Raw genomic sequence first — 18,881 nt, 5'->3', positions numbered from 1 at the left:
TTAAAAAATAGAATATCAATTATTTTAATTGTTATATATTAGATTATAGTATATCATTATATTCCAGATATAGATAGTATATAAAACAAATAAGGTTGTATATAAAATAAAGAAGGTTGTATTACATATAATAAACTATATTTAAAGTGATCGTAGCCATTGCAAATATATAGACTAGCGATAAATATAAAAATCCAACAACATCAATTGACATTGTTGGATTTCTTTTATCTAAGCAACTCTATTATCTTTTCTTTTAAAATTGCTCTTTTTTCTAAATCTTCTTTATTAAAAACATCTTCATGAAGATTAAATTCTTTTTTTATATGTGCAGGTTTATTAGACAATACATATATTCTATCAGAAAGCATTATAGCTTCATCGATATCGTGAGTAATTAGAAGTATAGTAGAATTTACTTTTTTTCTAATATGTAAGAACCACTCTTGAATAGATCTCTTAGTAATAGAGTCTAGTGCTCCAAATGGTTCATCTAAAAGCATAATATCATTAGAGCAGATAAAAGTTCTAAGAAAGTTTGCCCTTTGTTTCATACCACCAGATAGTTCATGAGGGTAACTGTTTTCATAGCCCTGAAGATCAAATATTTCAAAGTAGGAAAGAGCCTCTTCTCTAGCTTTTTTCTTATTAACTCCGTTGATTTGAAGAGGTAGAGAAACATTATCTAGTATTGTTTTATATGGTAACAAAAGGTCTTTTTGGTACATATAGCTTATTTCTCCGTTTATTTCAGCTTTTCCATGGTCTAGTTTTATTAGGTCTGTGAGAATATTAAATATAGTACTCTTTCCACAGCCACTTGGACCTACAATAGCCACTAGCTCGCCTTCTTTTAATTCAATATTTATATTTTCTAATACCTTTGTATCACCAAAAGATTTGTATACACCTTTTAGATCAACCTTACTTTTCTTCTGGTAAGAATTCATTTGTAAATGCCTCTTTTATATCTAAATCCTTTTTAATTAGTCCGTTGTCTTTCATAAATTTAGCGTAGTTTTCCCATACTGAAGCCTTCATTTCTCCCCATCTAGGAGCATCAGCCTTGTATTGAGTAGATAAGAACTCTTGACTCGCTTCTAAAAGTTCTTTGTCTAATTCAGGTACAGCAGCTGAAAGTATCTCAGCAGATTCTTTTGGGTTGTCTATTGCAAACTTATATCCCTTTGCTGTTGCACTCATAAACTTTTTAACCAATTCAGGATCATTTTTTATTGTTTCGTCACTAGTTATCAATATAGGTGTATAGTAATCTAGTGCTGGATCAATGTCTTTTACTGGAATATAGTTGATAGGTTCATTTACTAGCTTCGCCTTTACACCGTCCCAACCTTCAAATACCCAAGCTACATCTATATTTTTCTTTGTTGCTGTAAAGAAGTCATCTTGCCCAATATCGACCATTTTTAACTTAGTAAAATCAGCACCATTTTTCTCCATTGCAAGCTTTACTATAGCTTCTTCAGATGGAGAGCCCCATCCACCGTATGTCTTTCCTTCAAAATCCTTAGGTGTCTTGATATTCTTTGACACTGGAGAAGCAAATCCAGATGTATTATGCTGTATAATTGTAGCTATAGCAGTAATAGGTAGTGGATCCTTTTCCTTTGTAAGTGCATAAGTTACATCTTCTTGATAACTTACACCAAAATCTGCCTTGCCAGTAGCTACAAGTGTAGAAGAATTACCATCTGATGGCTGAACTATTTCTAGGTCAATTCCCTGTTCTTTATAGTAGCCCTTATCTTTGGCGGCATATATACCTGTATGATTTGTATTAGGTGTATAGTCAAGCATAAGTGTTACCTTCTGAAGCTTTTCAGGGCTTTTGGCACCTTCCTTCTTGTCACCACCAGTACATCCAGTGATTAAAGATAGGCTAAGCACTCCAACCAATCCTAATGATAATAACTTTTTTATTTTCATTTTTAATCCTCCTTGAAGTCAATCATATATATTGTAAAAGTATATATGATGAAATTTTATAATTGCTTTTTATTATTTAAGTATTATATTCTTCGAACAATTAATATTTTTTCAGAAAAACTTTTTTTAGCACTGCTATTATACCTACAAATATAAGGCTAAATGCAACGACTAGTATTGTACAAGCAAAGACTTTGTCTAGAGCATAAGAACTCTTTGCCCTAACCATATATACTCCAAGTCCAGCTGTTCCTCCAAGCCATTCTGCAACAGTTGCAGCAACAAAAGCATATGTAGAAGATATTTTTAGGCCTGTAAAAAATTTATCCAAAGACATTGGAAACTTTAGATGTATAAAAGTTTTAACCTTGTTTGCCTTCATTATTTTGAACAGATTTAAATAATCTCTATCTATACTGTCTATACCATCCGTGAAGTTAATCAGAATTGGGAAGAAGCACGTAAGTATAACGCAGAGAACTTTTGACTTGATTCCAAAGCCAAACCATATTACAAGTAGCGGTGCAATTGTAATAGTAGGTATCATCTGCGTAATATACATTATTGGATATAAACATCTTTTGACAATAGGTATAAAATCCATTAGAGTTCCTATTACTAGGGCTATTCCGATAGATATGGAAAGCCCTAGTACAGTTTCAGTAAGAGTAACCTTACTATGCATCAAAAGAATAGGCCAATCTGTCTTAAATTCATTTATAATATCCATCGGTGATGGAAGTATATATGAAGGAACCTTCATTTTGGTCACAGATACTTGCCATATAATTAAGAGCGCTAAAAAAGTAAGTATAGGATAGAGAGCATCTTTTACCCTATTTGTGATTTTTGAGTTTTTCATCTATTGTAATTCCGCCCTGTTTCTGGTCTACTCTAAAGATTGTGATTACTCTTTCACATCCCAATTCGAAAGGTAGTTGGTGAACCTTTTTCCCCAATTCAAAAACATCATCCAATTCACCTTCAACAGTAGTGCTATTAGCACCTATTTCACATTTTAATCCACTATTTTCAATTAACTCTATACAAGCATCGACTACTTTGTACATTTCGTCCTCGCTTCCATAAGGTCTTAGTGGCATTACAGCAATATCAGCTATAACCATTTGATCATCTCCTTTTCTAGATATAAATAAATGCCTCACAAGTGTGAGACATTTTAAAAAAATTCCTACACTGGCATTATCCAATGGGTTTAAGGGTCGAAACAGTTTTTCCTCTCAGCAAAAGCTCCCCTATATATCTAATTTTTATTCTAAAATCTATTATAACATAGAATGTAGTTTTTTTACAAAATTTCTTGCAATATAGGCTGTTATTCCCCAAATTACATGCCCATCATACTCATAAAAGTATACTGGATAGCTTGGATTGCCCCAAGTATAGCTCTGTGAAATACACATCTTTTCAAAAGGAAATTTTTCATCAGGCTCTACACAAACAGAGTTTCTATATTCTTCTGGCTCGGTATTTAGAAAATAACTGACAGGAACTAAAAATATTTCTGCCACTTCATCATTTTCTATATCCAAATTTATATCTGGATTGACCTCAGCGAGGAAGCAATGTATAAGAGCTCTTGCAGGAGCCAAATAAGTATCAATTTCTGAGATAACTTTTACATCGTCTTCGCTACACATTAGTTCTTCACAAAATTCTCTTACTGCCGCATCTTTTGGATCTTCACCGTGCTCAATTTTTCCACCTGGAAAAGACACCTCTCCTGGCTGATGTTTTAGATTTCTTGATCTGACCTCAAAAATAAGATGAGCTTCATCATTCTTATATATTATAGGAACTATAACAGAAGAATAGATAACTTTGTCAGCTCCGATAAGAGTGGGGACATAATCACTAAAAAGATCATTTAAGTCGTACATACAATCACCTCACATATTAAATAAGAGGACCAAAACGAAAAAATTTAGCCCTCGAAATTATAAAATTTATTTATTAGAATTTTTCTTGTCTTTCTTTGCTCTGATTAGGGTACTTTTAGAAATGCCAGTCAAATCTTCCACTTTTTTGTATGAATAAGAATCTAACATATCTAAGGCTTCATCTATTTGTTCCTGAGAATATTTTTTTGGTCTTCCTTCTTTAAAGCCATTAGATTTTTTAGCTTTATTTTTCCCTGACTGTATTCTTTCTACCAAAAGTGCCTTATCAAATTCATCCACTGCAGATAATGTATCATATATCACGTTTCCTAACATAGAATTATCTATAAGTCCGATATTAAGTATATGAATATCTATATTATTTTCTTTTAATTTTTTTATTATGATATAAGCATCTTCAATTGATTTTGCAAAACGGTCTAGCCTAGTAACTACAAAAGTATCACCAGAAGATAATGATTGCATCAACTTCTCAAACTCTGGCTTGACATTCATATCTAAAGATTCTTCTTTGAACATAATACTATCAAAGTATCTTTCTGAGATTTTATTTTCTTGCTCTTCAAGGTAGCCAAGCTCAACTTGTTTGGGCGTTGTAGCTCTGCAATAGCCATAAATCATAAATTAACACCTCCCACGTCATATATTATGTACATAAATTATACTCATAAATTATATTCAAAAGTTTTGCCTATTAAATTTGAAATATAAACAATTGTGTTATTTATAGATATTATTTATTATACCACAAAAGTAATATTTAAAACAATCATAACTTATGAATAAATAGATTTAAATTTACGATTTTAATATTCAAAATAATATTTAAGCTTTTATTGTTTGGTATCAAAAATAAGACTCAAATATATAAGTATATCGATATGTATTCAGACATAATAAATATAGGCAAGCAGAGATACTTCTGATTGCCTATATTTGCTGGTTTATATTATTATAAAACTATTTATATCTATGATTGTACAATCTTTTTAAGCTGTCCTTGAATATCATCGCTTTCGATAAAGTCTTCAAAGTTCATTTTTCTATCTACTACCCCTGTATCACCTATGAAAATGATTCTGTTTGCAATAGAAGATATAAATTGATGGTCATGTGATGTAAATAAAAGAACTCCATCAAAGTCTTCAAGAGCCTTATTTACAGATGTAATAGACTCAAGGTCTAAATGATTTGTAGGATCATCTAATATTAATACATTGGCATTAGATAACATAAGCTTAGATAACATACATCTAACCTTTTCTCCTCCACTTAGTACACTAGCTTCTTTTAGGGCTTCATCACCACTAAATAGCATTCTTCCTAGGAATCCTCTTATATAACTTTCTACCTTTTCTTCTGAATATTGTCTCAACCAATCAACTAGAGATAGGTCATATCCATCAAAGTATTCATTATGATTCTTTGGTAGATAGTCATGAGAAGTAGTTACACCCCACTTGACTTCTCCTTCATAATCATCATCTTTTCCAGATAAGATATCAAATAGTGCAGTTGCAGCCATATCGTTACCCATAAATACAGTCTTGTCATCTTTGTCAAGTCTAAAGCTTACATTATCAAATACCTTAGTACCATCTATTGTCTTAGAAAGGTTGATAACCTCTAAAACTTCATTTCCGATTTCTCTTTCTGGTTTAAAAGCAACATAAGGATACTTTCTTCTAGAAGGCTGTATTTCTTCAATATTTAGCTTTTCAAGCTGCTTCTTTCTTGAAGTCGCCTGCTTAGCCTTTGAAGCATTAGAGCTAAATCTAGCTATAAACTCTTTTAATTGTGCAACTTTTTCTTCTGCCTTCTTATTTTGATCCTTCATAAGTTGAAGTGCTAACTGGCTAGATTCATACCAGAAATCATAGTTTCCTGTATATAGCTGAACCTTACCAAAGTCAACATCTACTATATGAGTACATATTGTATTTAGGAAATGTCTATCATGTGATACTACTATTACTATAGTATCATCAAGATTTATTATAAACTCATTAAGCCATTTAATTGAAGCATAGTCTAAATGGTTAGTAGGCTCATCTAGTAGAAGTATCTCAGGAGATCCAAATAGGGCCTGAGCAAGTAATACCTTTACCTTGTCTCCACCAGATAGCTCATTCATAAGTGAGTAGTGCATTTCTTTTTCTATACCTAAGCCCATAAGGATTTTCTCAGCACTTGTTTCTGCGTCCCAACCATCTAGTTCAGCAAACTCGCCTTCTAGCTCAGCTGCTTTGATTCCATCTTCATCTGTGAAATCTTCCTTCATATATATGGCATCTTTTTCTTTCATTATTTCCCATAGTCTTTCGTGCCCCATGATGACAACATCAATTAGTGGACACTGATCATATTCAAAGTGGTCCTGCTTAAGGACAGACATTCTTTCTTTTTCTGTTATAGATACATTACCTGTGTTAGGTTCTATTTCTCCCGATAGTATCTTCAGGAAAGTACTCTTCCCTGCTCCATTTGCTCCGATTATACCGTAGCAGTTTCCTTTTGTGAATTTTAGGTTTACTTCCTTGTAAAGCTCTTTGTCTCCAAATCTTAAACCTACATCAGTTACTTGTAGCATTATTGTATTCCTTTCTATAAAAACATAATATTTTCTAAACTAATTAATAAAACATATTCTATAATTAGGTTATATTTCAAATCTCAATTACGCGTTAAAAAAGGACTATTGTAATTTCAATAGTCCAATTTTACTACTAGTTCTATATTAACCAAAATTAGTCCAATTTTCAAGCGTTTTTACTAAAAACGCAATTAATTCTTTAAAAAGTATCTAGTGTATACATTTTATAAGAATAACAATTTTATTAAGAATAAAATTGCAAGTACTATCATTACAGCAGAAACATGCTTTTTCTCTTCTGGCTTTGCAAATAAATTGAAAAGAAGATTTATTATAACATATGAAAGTATACCTATTGTAAGACCATCACCTATGCTATATGTAAGAGCCATACTTATTACTGTAATAAACGCTGGTAAACCTTCTGTTACATTGTGAATGTCAATTTCATGCATTGAACTGATCATAAGGTATCCAACATATATAAGGGCTGGTGCTGTAGCACAAGCTGGTATCGCTATAAATACTGGTGAGAAAAACATTGCAATAAGGAATAAAACACCAACAGTAATTGCTGTATATCCTGTTCTACCACCTGCAAGCACACCTGTAGATGATTCAACATAAGTAGTAACAGTTGAAACTCCTAGTAAAGAACCAGCTATAGTAGCTATAGAATCTGAAAGAAGAGCTCTACCAACATTAGGAACGTTACCTTCTTCATCTAGCATATTTGCTCTTGAAGCAACTCCAACTAATGTTCCTACTGTATCAAAGAAGTCAACAAATAAGAATGTACATACAACTACAAAGAAGTTACCAATATCTTTTGGATGTGCTAAAAATGCAAAGTCAACCTTACCAGCGATTGGTTTGATTGATTCATATTTGAATATTCCATCAGGTAGATATATTCCAAGTGCAGAGGCTGCTTCTGGATTCATATATGCATATATCCAAGCCATTATTGAAGAAACGGCTATACCTGCAAGTATTGCCCCTTTACGTCCCTTTTTGTCCATAACACCAACAATAAATAATCCAATAAATGCAAAAATAACTGTAGGAGAAAGTGGTCCCATACTTACTAGTGTTGCTTCATTTGCGATTACTAAACCAGATCCCTTAAGACCTAAAAATGCAATAAATATTCCGATACCTGCTGTAACAGCATGTTTCATATTTAGTGGAATAGAATTTACAACCGCTTCACGAACCTTGAATAAAGTAAGGAATAAGAAAATAATACCTTCTACAAATACAGCAGTTAAAGCAGTTTCCCAAGGAACTCCACCCTTAAGAACTACTGTGTACGCAAAGAATGCGTTTAATCCCATACCTGATGCTAGTGCAAATGGTAGGTTTGCTACAAACCCCATAATAAAACATCCTATTGCAGCAGCAAGACAAGTACCTGTTACTAGAGCACCTGCATCCATACCTGCAGCAGCAAGAGTACTTGGGTTGACGGCTATGATGTAAGCCATTGTTAAGAACGTAGTAATACCGGCAACAATTTCCTTTTTCATGTCTACATTTTTCTCAGCTAGTAGAGGAAAAGCCTTTTGAATACCACTTAATTCTTGATTTGAATTCATTTAATACCTCCGTTTAATTAAATTGATAATATTTTATATTTTATAGGGTTTAAAATCTACAATAAATACTGTCGAATTTTCCCTACTAAACATCTTATAAAAAAAGCCGTGATTTTTCAGGATTTGATTTACAAAATATAAACCTAATCCAGTACCACCAGTATTTCTATTTCTAGAGGACTCCACTCTATATAGTGGATCGAAAATCTTTACAAGATCCTCCTTGCTTAGTGAAACACCTGTATTCTCAATAGAGAACCTAATAACTGTTTCAGAAACCTTTTTTTTGACTTCAGATAAAGTAATGATTATCTCACCATTTTGTGGCGAGTATAAAATCGCATTACTCACTAAATTGTTCAAAACGGTTTGCATATCTTCTTTATTTGCAAAAATTTTCTTATTATTATTTATTTTCAACTTCATAGAAATGTTCTTACTATTATATAGAAACTTGTGCTTGGAGATAACTTCTTCCAACAGGGTGTTGATGTCTACGTCAGTTTTGACAAGACCATCAGTAAGTAAATCTCTCTTTGAAATTTCTATAGTTCTATTGATAAGAAGCTTGAGTTCCTGTATGTCTTCATAACATTTTTTGAGATAAAAATTTCTATCTTTGTACTTTCCTACATTATATATCATGCCCTCAAGTTGACCGCTAATAATAGTAATAGGAGTCTTAAGGTCATGGGATATTGCAGCCATAAACTCTTTTTTTCTAACAGTCTGCAGGTGTTCTTTATCTATAATATCTACAAGAGGCTTTGTAATCAACCTCATAAATAAAAAAGATGAAATAATTGAAAATACTATAATTAACATAATAATCATAGGTAAGATGTCAAAAAATTTAACTCTATTCATGGGTTCATAGCCACATGCAGAATAATATAGATTTGGTAATATTAAAAATACCATTGTAGTAATAATTGTTGTAAGAAAAGTAATCAATATAGATGTTGTTAAAAATAAACGTTTTTTTAGTTCTAGCTTATTCCATAGTGTAATTATTCTTTTCAAGCGTATAACCTATACCTTTCACTGTCTTAATATAAGGTAGCTTTATTTTTTTTCTGATGTTTTTTATATGTGCATCAACTATCCTTGTGTCACCATAAAAATCATACCCCCATATACTATCTAGTAAGTTCTCTCTAGTAATGACTTGAGGATATTTCTCTATTAATTCCTTAAGAATATTAAATTCTTTTAATGTCAGTTCTACAGATTCTCCCTCTACATCTACTGTATAAGTATTTAATCCTAGAACCATATCTTTAAATACAAGTGTATCTTTATTGTCCGTTTTTGTAGTTCTTTTCAGTATAGCCTCTACTCTTTTTACAAGTAAGTTAAAAGAAAATGGCTTGGTGATATAATCATCACATCCAAGATCAAAACCTTTCATTTGATCAGCTTCATCTGTCAATGCAGTCAAGAATATGATAGGTATATTTGAAGAATTTCTAATCATTTTACAAGTGGTGAAGCCATCTAAATTAGGCATCATAATATCCAAAATAATAAGATCATATTTTTTTTCTTTGAACTTTTGTATACCTTCTACTCCGTCCGATACAGCATCTACATAGTAGTCTTTTGCTTTCAAAAACTCGACCATTAGCTCTTGTATATCTTTGTCATCTTCAACGACGAGAATATTATATCGGTTCATAATTTAGTCTCCTTTTTTCTGTTGAAATTTTATAATCATTCTTCAGATAGGAAATATTATAGCATAGAAAATCATTTGAATCAATTTTATAAAGCCCTATATTGAATTTACTTTATTAAGTAAAAAGCTATGTATTTTTTTAATTTTATGGTGTATAATCAAATAAATATATAAAATTAATGGAGGTATTTTATGAAACACATAGTATTGTTTAAATTCAAAAGAAACGAAAATAAAAAAAACTTGTCAAAAATTCTTACTGGGACGTACGAAAAACTAAAAAATGAGTTTAATGTTATTAAAAATTACGAATTCAAGCTTAATTGTCTAGAAAATACTGACAATATGGATATTATTTTATTTGTAGATTTGGGAGAGGATTATATCCTTGATGATTATATAAAACACCCTGCCCATCAAGAATTTTTGAAGGAATTTAAGGCAGAGGGTCTAGTTGATAAAGCTGTGATAGATATTCAGTAAAAGTATTAATTTTTATTTGAATTTTTAAATGAAATAGTAGTATAAAATTTGAGATTGATCTGAGGTTGATCTAAGTAAAAAGGATTAGGTGATATCACCTAATCCTTTTTTGAAATGTATATTAATTTGTTATAGGCAAATTACTTTTTATAAGGCTTGAATTTTCTCAATCTAAGGGCATTAGTTACCACACTGACTGAAGATAAACTCATCGCTGCTGCTGCAATCATAGGGTTTAGAAGAGGTCCTCCAAACATATAGAAAAATCCTGCGGCAAAAGGTATACCTATAATATTATATCCAAATGCCCAAAATAGATTTTGCTTTATATTTCTGATTGTTTCTTTACTCAATTTGATTGAATTAGCTACATCCATCAAGTCATCTTTCATAAGTACTATATCAGCTGATTCTATAGCAACATCTGTACCATTACCTATAGCTATTCCTACATTAGCCTGTGCAAGTGCAGGTGAATCATTGATTCCATCTCCTACCATTGCAACAAACTCTTTTGAAGACTGTAGATCTTTTATTACCTGTGATTTTTCTGATGGTAATACATCGGCTTTTACTATATCTATCCCAACTTCTTTTGCAATTGCCTTTGCAGTTTTCTCATTGTCTCCAGTAATCATAGCGACCTTTATTCCCATACTGTGTAACTTTTCTATAGTTTCCTTACTACTATCTTTTATAGTATCCGCCACCGCAACTATACCTGTAGCAATTTGATCTATAGATATATACATTGGTGTTTTTCCTTGATGTGCCAACTCTTCTGATTTTTTGAGAAGTGTACTTCCGATATCAATGGAGTTGGATTCAAGTAACTTTTTATTTCCAAGTAGTATTTTTTTACCTGAAATATGTGCTTCTATACCCTTTCCAGTTATACTTTCGAAAGAATCTGGATTCTGTATAGAAACTTTATTTTCTTTAGCATACTCTACTATTGAATCTGCTAGTGGATGCTCTGAACTAGATTCTGCTGAAGAAATAAATGATATTATTTCTTCTCTAGAGTATTTATTATCTATTATATGTAAATCTGTGACGATTGGCTTTCCGTTTGTAATAGTTCCAGTCTTATCAAATGCAACAGTGGTAATTTTGTGGGCTGATTCTAGGGAATCTCCTCCCTTTATAAGTATACCATTTTCTGCACCCTTACCAGTACCAACCATTATAGCTGTAGGTGTTGCAAGTCCCAAAGCACAAGGACAAGCTATTACTAGTACTGATATAAAGATAGTAAGAGTAAACTCAAATCCTGATCCGCCTACAAAGTACCATAATAGTGCAGATACAAGGGCGATTGCCATTACTATTGGTACAAACACTCCAGATACTACATCCGCAAGATTAGCTATTGGAGCTTTCTTATTCTGTGCATCTTCAACCAGTTTAATTATTTGGTAAAGTGTTGTATCCTTGCCAACTTTTTCCGCCTTGAATTTTATAAAACCATTTTTATTGATACTTGATCCTGTAACAGAATCATCTATACTCTTTTCTACTGGAATACTTTCTCCAGTAAGCATTGATTCATCTACAGAAGTAGCACCAAATACTATTCGACCATCAACAGGTATCTTTTGACCTGGCTTTACTATTATTATATCTCCAACTTTTACTTCTTCTATTGGAACTTCTTTTTCTTCTCCATTGATTTCAATAATAGCAGTCTTAGCCTGAAGCTCCATAAGTGATTTGATTGCCTCTGAAGTTTTTTCTTTGCTTCTAGCCTCCAAATACTTACCTAACATGATAAGTGCTATAATCATTGTTGCACTTTCATAATATAGAGGAAGGTGTGCATGAGTTTCTAGTAACATCTTAAGGAACTCTTCATTGAAGAACATTCTATAAGTATTTACTAAGCTGTATAAAAACGCAGCTGATGTAGATACTGCAACCAAAGAATCCATATTAGGCGATTTATTAAACAGTGACTTAAATCCATTTGTATAGAATCTTCTTCCAGCTATTAATACAGGTACTGTTAGTATCAATTGTATAAGCGCATAGTTTTTAGGATTGTGACTTGGAGAAATAACTTCTGGAAGAGGTATCCCCACCATAGGCCCCATAGAAACAGAAAATACTAATATAGCAAATACCATTGCAACAATGAACTTTCTAAGCATGTTATCATTGCCATCTGCCTCGGCTTCCTCATCTTCCAAAATCATGTGGAATCCGACCTTTTCTATTGATTTTCTTAAGTCATCTACACTGGCTATTTCAGGATCGTATTCTACATTTGCCTTTTCAGTGGCAATATTTACAGTTGCAGAAACTACTCCATCAGTTTTTTTAAGAGATCTTTCGGCTGACTTTGAACACGCAGCACAGGTCATCCCTTCAACCATAAAATCTAATTTTTTATTTTTTGAATTATTGCTCATAGTGTCATCCTTTCTCAATCTATTATTGAAATTAATCTACATTATATATATACCCTAGCGCTAGTTTATAACTTCAATAATTTTTAAATTGATTTTATTAAAATTTTTGATGAAATTTAAAAACCATAGACAATAAATTATTCAAATTAATATTTATTAATAAAAATATTATCGAGAATAAATTGTTTATAGATTATGAAAATTTCTATCACCTATTAACTATTATACACCGTTTTTACAAAAAATCAACTACTATTGTAAACGAATTTTTGTATGTTACCAATTTTCAACGAAATCTGAAGCTTTCTATCTAAAAAAAATTGTATACAAAACGCTTTCAATTGAAAAACGTGTATACAATAGTAATTTTATTTGTTATAATATAAAAGTTGTTGTAAATAAAATACAAGATGTAAATTACATTTTATATATTAGATTTTAAAGGAGCGAGTTAAGTGAGTATGAAACACAATATAATTAATATTGCAGTAATTGCCCATGTCGATGCAGGTAAGTCTACTCTAGTAGATGCATTCCTAGATCAAAGTGGAGTATTTAGAGAAAATGAAGTAATAAGAGAGCGTGTAATGGATAGTGACGATATAGAACAAGAAAGAGGAATAACTATATATTCTAAGAACTGTTCTGTAAGACACGGAGATTACAAAATAAATATAGTTGATACACCAGGACATAGTGACTTCTCTTCTGAAGTTGAACGTGTTCTTAAGACAGTAGATACAGTTGTATTACTAGTAGATGCTACTGAAGGACCTATGCCTCAGACAAGATTTGTTCTTCAGAAGTCATTGGAACAGGGATTGAGACCTATTCTATTTATCAATAAGATAGATAAAAATGACCAAAGAGCTGAAGAAGTAGTAAATGAAGTATTTGATTTATTTGTTGAGTTGAATGCAAATGATGAACAGTGTGACTTCCCTATAGTATATGGTATAGCTAAGGAAGGTATCGCTAAAAGAGAAATGAGTGATGATAGTAAGGACTTAACTCCTCTATTTGAAACAATAGTAAATCACGTAGATGCTTACCCAGATTATGATAATGAACCTTTACAGGTACAGATTTCTGCACTTGCATATGATGATTATATAGGAAGATTAGGAATTGGTAGAGTTTTCAAAGGAAAACTTAATTCATCAGAACAGGTTAATATATGCTCTGAAGGTGAAGAACCAAGAAAAGGAAAGATATCAAAGCTTTCAGTTTATGAGGGATTAGTTCAGACTAATGTTACAGAAGCTTCAAGTGGAGATATAGTAGTTATTGCTGGTATTTCTGATATAGAAATAGGTGAAACTATCTGTGATTCAGACAAGAATCTTCCAATGGGTGAAATCTTAATAGAAGAACCTACTCTATCTATGAACTTTATGGTAAATGATTCTCCATTTGTAGGAAGAAGCGGTAAGTTTGTTACTACAAGACATATAAGAGATAGACTAGAAAAGGAATTGGAAGTAAATGTTGGTCTTAGAGTTGAAGCTCTAGACACTACTGACGGATATAAGGTAAGTGGACGTGGAGAACTTCATTTATCTATACTTATAGAAAACATGAGACGTGAAGGATATGAACTAGGTGTATCTAAGCCACAGGTTCTTATGCATAAGAATGAAAATGGAAAAACTGTTGAACCAATAGAAAGAGTAATAGTAAACTGTCCAGAAAACTATTCAGGTACAGTAATCAGTGAACTAAACACTAGAAAAGGTATGATGGAGTCTATGGAAATTGTAGACGGTGGATACGTTAAAATAGAATTCTTAGTACCTACAAGAGGTCTTCTTGGATATAGAAGTGAATTTATAAATATAACAAGAGGTGAAGGTACTTTACTTTCTTCATTTGATAAATTTGAAGAATATAAGGGGCAAATACCATCAAGATTAAATGGTGTTTTGATATCACAAAGCCCTGGTAAGACAATGGGTTATGCTCTTAGTGCCCTATCTTCAAGAGGTATATTATTTGTAGAACCAGCTGTTGATGTTTATGAAGGTATGATTATCGGAATGAACTCTAGAAGAGAAGATATGGTAGTTAACCCTACTAAGAATAAGAAGATGAGTAACGTTAGAGCATCTGGATCAGATGATGCTATCAAGCTTGCTCCTCCAAAGAAGTTTACTCTAGAAGAATCACTAGACTTTATAGATGATGATGAACTTGTAGAAGTAACTCCTGATTCTATCAGACTTAGAAAGAAAGTTTTAAAAGAACAAGACAGAATAAAATATAATAGATCTATATCAAACAAGGTTATAGACTAATTACAAAAGCCGAATCAAATGATTCGGCTTTTATTTATATTTATTTATCTTTTGTTTTCTTACATAAGATAGTTTCTTGATATAAAACTGATTTTATATTTATATTTAATGTGAATTCTTCTTCTAAGCTATCTGTACTCTCTCCAAATCTATATATAGAAAATCTATTTCTAACATCTTTATCAAAGTCTTTGCTCGGAATATCCATTACGTGTGTAAAGGCAGTTCGTCTTTCCAAGAAATTAATATAGTCATCAGATGGATAGTAAAGTATTATCTCCACTTCCCTACCAAAGCTTTCTACAGATTTAATAATTTGGTTGACTACAGCTATAAATATATTGACTGAAAAAGGATTGAAAAAATAAAATTTATTTTCAAATTTACTAACTTCATATTTTTCAGCATATTCATTTACGTAGAATAATTTATCAATGGCTCCAGGATTTCTCTTTTTATAGCTTTCAAAATTTAAAAGAGCCTTGTTATGAAACTCTTCTATTATTTCAACACTTGTACAAGCGCAATTAAAGAAAAAGTTTACAAAGAAAGAAAATCTACCTTTGCCAGAACCAAAGTCAACAAAATGATCCTTTTTACTAACAGTATAATGCTTAAATAAAGTTTCCAATGCATCATATGGTGTAGGTTCATAACGACTGTAGTATCTAACGTTATCCAACCTAGTTTCAGCTTTAGAAGTATTTATATGAAGCATTTTTTCAATAACAGATTCTTTCATACTAAAACCCTCAATCATAAATTATAAAAATCTTTTTCTGATTAAATATATAGTCGAAACAGTGCATACGACTACGGAGACTACCACTACCATCCAAAACCCTAAAGGGCTTTTATCAAATGGTATACCGGGGACATTCATTCCCCAAAAACCAGAAAGTATAGTAGGTACAGCCATTATAATTGTAACAACAGTTAAATATGTCATCACATTATTCTGATTGTTACTGATAATAGCACTGAATGCATCCATAATACGGCTTAATATATCACCATATATTTTTGCCATCTGCTGAGCCTGCTTATTCTCTATTATGACATCCTCCAAAAGATCCTCATCTTCCTCGTAATGTTTGATTACATTCAGCTTTAACAGTCTATCTAAGGTAGCTTCATTTCCAGTCAAAGATGTAGAAAAATAAACCAAAGATTTCTCCAGCTGTAGCAACTGCAAAAGCTCTTTATTACGCATCGATTGATAAATTTCCCTTTCGATAGAGTTAGTAGTTTTATTTATTCTTCTAAGATACAATAGATAATAAGTTGCATTTCTATATAGTATTTGTAGAATAAATCTAGTTCGCATAAAAGTATAAAAATCTTTTATATGTCCCACGATGAAGTCATTTAGGATTCTTACCTGCTTGGAACAGACAGTAATTATACTGTCATTAACTAAAATAATGCCAAGAGGAACTGTCACATATATTGATGAATTTGAATCAGACATATCAAAAGGTACATCTATTAAGATCAAAGTATAGTCCTCATCAGATTCTATTCTGGAACTTTCCTCATCATCAAGTGCAGCTGTGAGCACATCTAAATCGAGGTTTAGCATATGGCTTATATCTTCCAATTCATTTGATGTCGGTTCGGTAAGATTCATCCAACAACCAGTCTCATAACTATCAAGTTTTTCAAGTTCTAAGTTAATTGACTTGTAGTATCTTATCAATAGCATCACCCCTTTGCTTGAATGGCTTATACGTCTATATTTTCAACTTCACCTTGGTCAACTGCCATCCATGTTTCCTGACCAATAAAGTATTCGCTTATATCCTCATTTATATCTAAGATATAAAGTGGTTCTATATTTTCCTTAAATCCTTCTTGCTTCAAAGGATGTATATTAAAATCTGCCATTAGCAGATTATCTTCTATAAAGTTTAAATTCTTAACATCTCTAATTAGTTCTGCAGAGTTTTCATAGTTTAGTTTTGCCAAAGAATTAAACATATTCATGGATTTTTTGAAATAAAATGCTGCCAAAAAGTATTCGCATCTTTTATTTCCTTTTTCTGTACCCATTTTTAAGTATTTTTCTGCTTTATCATATTCATAGTTTCTAAATAATAGCTGAGCAAGGTTATACATTGCCTCCGTACAATCCTTTTTTATAGCTTTTTCATAATATTCTATAGCTTTTTTGGGTTCATTTAAAAAATTATCATATAGTATGCCCAATGTGTTTAGTGCAAATATATTTTCAGATTGTGCCGGAGATTCTAAATATTGTCGAGCCTCTTCATAGTCTGTTCTTTTAAAGAATAATCTACCCAAATAAAGCTTTGAAAGCTCGTGTCCATTGTTAGAAGCAACTCTATAGTATCTAATAGCTGAATTTTCATTGCCAAGCTTCTCATATACCGTGGCTAGCTTAAAACAAGATCCAATGTCCCCGTTGTCAGCAGCCTTTTTATACCAACTGATCATATTATCTATATTGCCTTTTCTTTCGTATAAATTGGCAATTTTTATTTGGCAATTTATATCATCAGGCATTATTTTATAGTAATCAATTGCAAGGTTATAATTTTTGAGAGCTCTACATAGATCTCCCATATTTTCTGCCGAATTATAACATCCTTGATCAATAGCTTGTTTAAAATAAAAACCCGCTTCTTTATAATTTTTGTCTTCAAATAAAATTCCTGCAAGATTATTTTTAGCTTCTCTAATCCCATCGTCTGCTGCCATTTTATAGTATACTCGTGCATTATCAGTATCGTTATTTTTATTGTATAGGTTTGCAAGTCGATATTTAGCTAGCTTATTATTTTGAGCTATTGCAAGTTCATAGTAGTGTATAGCATCAGATGCCTTGTTTGATTTATCTAGTAGGTAGGCCAATCTATATTGTGCGAGTGGGTTTCCCTCATCGGCTGCTATAATATATGCCTTTTCAGCTTCTTCATCATTTCCAGATATTTCATATAGTATTCCAAGGTTAATACATGCATTTATATGCTTTTTTTTAGTGAGTTTTTTGTATAGTTCAATAGATCTAGTATAGTTTTTTCTATTCATTTCCAAGATAGCCATATTGTAAATGGCATCTTCATCGTTTAGCTCTACTCCCTTTTCATACATTTTCTCTGAAACTTCTTCATTGGCAAGTTCATTGTTTAATAAACCTAGATTAAAGTATGATTTTGCAAAACCTTCGTTGGCAGCTTCCAGTAAAACCTTCTCTGCCATTTTGTAATCTTCTAATATATAATATATTACGCCCATGTTGTTTCTAGCTGATAGGATTCCTTTTTCAGAAGCCTTTTCATACCAATACAAAGAAGTATCATAGATTTCGTTATTGTAGTACATATTTCCAAGATTAAATGCTGCAAAATCAACACCGCTGTTAAAGGCTAATTTGTACCAGTTCTCAGCTTTTTCTAGTTCACCTGCATTATCATACAACTGTCCAAGTATTAGTTGAGCTCTATCATACCCTGCTTCAGCAGCTTCAACAAACTTTCCAACTGCTAAGTCAGACTTTCCAATTTTCTCGTAGAAATTACCCTTTAAATAATCCATTTTTGGATTTTGCGACATATGATTTTCACCCCTTTAATACTCAAATAAACACAATTATACATGTAATATTATATCATATCAAAACTTAATTTACTACTATGTATTATTCTATTAAAAACATAAGGATAGTTTGATTTTGTTAAAACTCTAAAGTTCATTTATTTAAATATAACTTGTAAAATACAGTAATAGGAACAATTTTATATTTAACTATTTATATTAATATGAAATTTTTTCCTATATTAATCAAGTGTAATAAAGTCTACTTATGGAAAGAATGATTATAAGAATTCTATTACCCTATACTTTTCAAAGCAAATCTTTTATTTATATAAATGCCCTGATTTCTTACAAATTTATATTAATCTTGAATTCATGTGGTATAATTTTATTTGTA

The 18,881-nt window shown here is 31.5% G+C and carries 16 protein-coding genes; 2 read left to right on the top strand and 14 right to left on the bottom strand.

Annotated elements, in window-relative coordinates; genetic code table 11:
- Nucleotides 1–227 precede the first annotated feature (227 nt).
- The 10 genes from RR561_RS04100 to RR561_RS04055 form a co-directional block, all read right to left on the bottom strand.
- On the bottom strand, nt 228–950 hold the full coding sequence (locus tag RR561_RS04100; RefSeq protein ID WP_332506187.1) for an ABC transporter ATP-binding protein: 723 nt from the start codon (nt 948–950) through the stop codon (nt 228–230).
- Nucleotides 925–1,947, bottom strand: a complete 1,023-nt coding sequence (locus RR561_RS04095) for an ABC transporter substrate-binding protein (protein WP_332506185.1) — start codon at nt 1,945–1,947, stop codon at nt 925–927. The genes RR561_RS04100 and RR561_RS04095 overlap by 26 nt, the downstream gene beginning before the upstream one ends.
- Nucleotides 1,948–2,047: 100 nt before the next feature.
- Nucleotides 2,048–2,809, bottom strand: a complete 762-nt coding sequence (locus tag RR561_RS04090) for an ABC transporter permease (protein WP_332506183.1) — start codon at nt 2,807–2,809, stop codon at nt 2,048–2,050.
- Nucleotides 2,784–3,074 carry an MTH1187 family thiamine-binding protein gene (locus RR561_RS04085; RefSeq protein ID WP_332506182.1) on the bottom strand — a complete coding sequence of 97 codons (291 nt, stop codon included), beginning with the start codon at nt 3,072–3,074 and terminating at the stop codon, nt 2,784–2,786. The genes RR561_RS04090 and RR561_RS04085 overlap by 26 nt, the downstream gene beginning before the upstream one ends.
- A 159-nt stretch (nt 3,075–3,233) precedes the next feature.
- Nucleotides 3,234–3,848, bottom strand: a complete 615-nt coding sequence (locus tag RR561_RS04080; protein ID WP_332506180.1) for an NUDIX hydrolase — start codon at nt 3,846–3,848, stop codon at nt 3,234–3,236.
- A gap of 66 nt (nt 3,849–3,914) precedes the next feature.
- Complete coding sequence (locus tag RR561_RS04075) at nt 3,915–4,490, bottom strand: recombinase family protein (protein ID WP_332506179.1); 576 nt, start codon at nt 4,488–4,490, stop codon at nt 3,915–3,917.
- A 349-nt stretch (nt 4,491–4,839) separates the two neighbouring features.
- Entirely contained in the window at nt 4,840–6,459 is a 1,620-nt protein-coding gene (locus RR561_RS04070) for an ABC-F family ATP-binding cassette domain-containing protein (RefSeq protein ID WP_332506177.1), read from the bottom strand.
- A 227-nt stretch (nt 6,460–6,686) separates the two neighbouring features.
- Entirely contained in the window at nt 6,687–8,060 is a 1,374-nt protein-coding gene (locus RR561_RS04065; protein ID WP_332506175.1) for an NCS2 family permease, read from the bottom strand.
- 33 nt (nt 8,061–8,093) lie between these two features.
- Nucleotides 8,094–9,083: a sensor histidine kinase gene (locus RR561_RS04060; protein WP_332506174.1), complete on the bottom strand. Its 990-nt coding sequence runs from the start codon at nt 9,081–9,083 to the stop codon at nt 8,094–8,096.
- Nucleotides 9,055–9,738, bottom strand: coding sequence for a response regulator transcription factor (locus tag RR561_RS04055; RefSeq protein WP_332506172.1), 684 nt, complete (start codon nt 9,736–9,738; stop codon nt 9,055–9,057). Before RR561_RS04055 ends, RR561_RS04060 begins: the two co-directional genes overlap by 29 nt.
- Nucleotides 9,739–9,930: 192 nt before the next feature.
- On the opposite strand from RR561_RS04055, the gene RR561_RS04050 reads away from it, so the two are divergent.
- Nucleotides 9,931–10,221: a Dabb family protein gene (locus tag RR561_RS04050; protein WP_332506170.1), complete on the top strand. Its 291-nt coding sequence runs from the start codon at nt 9,931–9,933 to the stop codon at nt 10,219–10,221.
- 140 nt (nt 10,222–10,361) lie between these two features.
- Here RR561_RS04050 and RR561_RS04045 read toward each other — a convergent pair whose 3' ends face one another.
- Complete coding sequence (locus RR561_RS04045; protein ID WP_332506168.1) at nt 10,362–12,632, bottom strand: heavy metal translocating P-type ATPase; 2,271 nt, start codon at nt 12,630–12,632, stop codon at nt 10,362–10,364.
- Nucleotides 12,633–13,087: 455 nt separating this feature from the next.
- Here RR561_RS04045 and typA point away from each other — a divergent pair, with 455 nt between their 5' ends.
- On the top strand, nt 13,088–14,926 hold the full coding sequence (gene typA, locus RR561_RS04040) for a translational GTPase TypA (RefSeq protein WP_334309581.1): 1,839 nt from the start codon (nt 13,088–13,090) through the stop codon (nt 14,924–14,926).
- 40 nt (nt 14,927–14,966) lie between these two features.
- Here the strand turns inward: typA and RR561_RS04035 are convergent, their stop codons facing one another.
- From RR561_RS04035 to RR561_RS04025, 3 genes are read right to left on the bottom strand one after another with little or no spacing between them, the layout of a single operon-like run.
- Complete coding sequence (locus tag RR561_RS04035) at nt 14,967–15,668, bottom strand: hypothetical protein (protein ID WP_332506166.1); 702 nt, start codon at nt 15,666–15,668, stop codon at nt 14,967–14,969.
- Between the two features lie 21 nt (nt 15,669–15,689).
- On the bottom strand, nt 15,690–16,625 hold the full coding sequence (locus RR561_RS04030; protein WP_332506164.1) for a magnesium transporter CorA family protein: 936 nt from the start codon (nt 16,623–16,625) through the stop codon (nt 15,690–15,692).
- Between the two features lie 26 nt (nt 16,626–16,651).
- Entirely contained in the window at nt 16,652–18,502 is a 1,851-nt protein-coding gene (locus RR561_RS04025; RefSeq protein ID WP_332506162.1) for a tetratricopeptide repeat protein, read from the bottom strand.
- Nucleotides 18,503–18,881 lie beyond the last annotated feature (379 nt).

It is taken from the genome of Peptostreptococcus sp. (assembly GCF_036639115.1).
GTDB lineage: Bacteria > Bacillota > Clostridia > Peptostreptococcales > Peptostreptococcaceae > Peptostreptococcus.
This window is presented reverse-complemented; position numbering and strand designations above follow the sequence as displayed.

What these genes read in the sequence shown, in the direction of transcription:
- RR561_RS04100 (WP_332506187.1), bottom strand. Translation starts at nt 950, where the DNA reads ATGAATTCTTACCAGAAGAAAAGTAAGGTTGATCTAAAAGGTGTATAC.
- RR561_RS04095 (WP_332506185.1), bottom strand. Translation starts at nt 1,947, where the DNA reads ATGAAAATAAAAAAGTTATTATCATTAGGATTGGTTGGAGTGCTTAGC.
- RR561_RS04090 (WP_332506183.1), bottom strand. Translation starts at nt 2,809, where the DNA reads ATGAAAAACTCAAAAATCACAAATAGGGTAAAAGATGCTCTCTATCCT.
- RR561_RS04085 (WP_332506182.1), bottom strand. Translation starts at nt 3,074, where the DNA reads ATGGTTATAGCTGATATTGCTGTAATGCCACTAAGACCTTATGGAAGC.
- RR561_RS04080 (WP_332506180.1), bottom strand. Translation starts at nt 3,848, where the DNA reads ATGTACGACTTAAATGATCTTTTTAGTGATTATGTCCCCACTCTTATC.
- RR561_RS04075 (WP_332506179.1), bottom strand. Translation starts at nt 4,490, where the DNA reads ATGATTTATGGCTATTGCAGAGCTACAACGCCCAAACAAGTTGAGCTT.
- RR561_RS04070 (WP_332506177.1), bottom strand. Translation starts at nt 6,459, where the DNA reads ATGCTACAAGTAACTGATGTAGGTTTAAGATTTGGAGACAAAGAGCTT.
- RR561_RS04065 (WP_332506175.1), bottom strand. Translation starts at nt 8,060, where the DNA reads ATGAATTCAAATCAAGAATTAAGTGGTATTCAAAAGGCTTTTCCTCTA.
- RR561_RS04055 (WP_332506172.1), bottom strand. Translation starts at nt 9,738, where the DNA reads ATGAACCGATATAATATTCTCGTCGTTGAAGATGACAAAGATATACAA.
- RR561_RS04050 (WP_332506170.1), top strand. Translation starts at nt 9,931, where the DNA reads ATGAAACACATAGTATTGTTTAAATTCAAAAGAAACGAAAATAAAAAA.
- RR561_RS04045 (WP_332506168.1), bottom strand. Translation starts at nt 12,632, where the DNA reads ATGAGCAATAATTCAAAAAATAAAAAATTAGATTTTATGGTTGAAGGG.
- RR561_RS04035 (WP_332506166.1), bottom strand. Translation starts at nt 15,668, where the DNA reads ATGAAAGAATCTGTTATTGAAAAAATGCTTCATATAAATACTTCTAAA.
- RR561_RS04025 (WP_332506162.1), bottom strand. Translation starts at nt 18,502, where the DNA reads ATGTCGCAAAATCCAAAAATGGATTATTTAAAGGGTAATTTCTACGAG.